Genomic DNA, 1,625 nt, shown 5'->3' with positions numbered 1-1,625 from the left:
CCCGTGCTGCCCGATGACAGGCACTTCGAGATCGATGCCGCTGAGCAGGCTTCGGTCGAATCCGTGTTCGGGGAAAACCGGGCCAACGATCTAGCCGGCCGCGCCAACGACCGGTTCCGCACCTGGTTCGTCGACTCGGGCGCGATACGCCGCTCCTATGCCGGTTCCGCCAACCAGACTCTTGTCAGCGATGGGGGCACAGCCGGCGTTGCCTCGCACTGGATGCGGCACCTCTGGATGGAACTGTATCGCGCGATCTATCGGGCCACGGTCGCCGGCAATTGGGTGTGGGGCACGCTCTTCTTCATGGCAGCCATGCTCAACGACGGCGCGGTGCAGCGCCGCATCCGGGCCGCTGCGGCGGGGGTGGCCAGTCCCGTGGGATTCCACCTCGCGGCGCACGGCTTGCTGGTCACGTTTGGCATCAGCGGCTCGGCCCTGCTTATGCCTATGTCGCTGCCCGCCGCCGTCTGGACAGGCGCGGCCGTCTGCATCGGTGCCCTCGCCTGGCGCCTTGCCGCCACCTTCCATTCGAACCGCTAGCCGCACAAACATCAACCACAACGCAACCATTCAACGCGGATCGCCCAACTTTGGGGGTCCATTCAGGAGAGAACAGCATGACCACCAACACTGACACCGCCGTTGTCACCACACTGGACGACGCGCCACTCGCCGCCGCAACCGATACCCTGGCCGCAAGCGGCGCGGCGATCGAGCTGGCCGACATGGCTCCCGGCACCGGCATCACCGACGGCGCGGACGACGGTTCGCTCGAACGCGAACTGCAAGAAATGGATGCGGCGGCCGAGATGCTGCGCAAAGAGGGCTTGATCTCGTTGGAGGAGGCCGCTGAGAAGAAGGCTGAGGTCGACAACACCCGCAAGCGCTTTCGCGAACTGAAGCCAGAGGACCGCGCCGCGATCATTCGCCGGCGTCGCGAAATCGGCGTCCAGATCCTGACCCGCCAACTCGCTGGCGCCGCGGTCGTGCCGGTCGCCATCAAGCTCAACCACACCCGCCTGCGCCCGCTGTTTGAACAATGGTGGCCGTTCATGAACCGCATGAGCATCAACCTGCAGCGCTTTGGCAGCGCGACCTATGCCAAGGCCGAGCTAGCCGCCGTGGAAGAGTACTTCGAGCGCGCCCTGTCGCGCATGGAGGACTACGTCGACGAGCAGTTGCGCGTCGCCGAAGCGCTGCGCACGCAGCGCGAAGCAGAGATGCGAGCGAAGAACGATATTGTGTTTGAGCCGACGGTCACGCTGCCATCGTTGAGCCTCACGGTCGAGGCCTATTCTCGCTTCTCGATGCGCGTGCTGGGCGTGCTGGCCAAGTTCGACCGCACGATGGATCAGTTCGACTTCATGGTGTGGAATGGCATTCGCGACCAGACCGACATCAACGACGAGGTGGCACGCTTCCTGCGCAGCTTCCACCCGCTCGGCCTGCGCAGCTACACGACCCACCTGAAGCTGATGACCACAGTGCGCGGCGTCTGAACGTTACGTGCCGCCCCTCTTATTCGCGGGCGGCATCCCTCCCGAAACACCGACCGATTGACAGGCTAAACCATATGGACTTGACGAACGCCAGGGTGGAATTCCAGACCGACTTCAATTCGT

Annotated in this window: 2 protein-coding genes; both read left to right on the top strand. The window is 64.2% G+C overall.

Going from position 1 to position 1,625, the window contains the following annotated elements; all coding sequences use genetic code 11:
* A partial coding sequence (locus ACYP5B_RS34215) for a DUF4400 domain-containing protein (protein ID WP_459572586.1) occupies nt 1-543 on the top strand: 543 nt, incomplete at its 5' end.
* Between the two features lie 77 nt (nt 544-620).
* Entirely contained in the window at nt 621-1,502 is an 882-nt protein-coding gene (locus ACYP5B_RS34210) for an ATPase (RefSeq protein WP_459572585.1), read from the top strand.
* The last annotated feature ends 123 nt before the right edge of the window (nt 1,503-1,625 follow it).

The organism is Cupriavidus sp. 8B, from assembly GCF_054589115.1.
The sequence above is the reverse complement of the archived record's forward strand: the minus strand, read 5'-3'. Positions and strand labels throughout refer to the sequence as shown.

Excerpts from the sequence above, each read along its gene's own strand:
- ACYP5B_RS34210 (WP_459572585.1), top strand. The coding sequence starts at position 621 with ATGACCACCAACACTGACACCGCCGTTGTCACCACACTGGACGACGCG.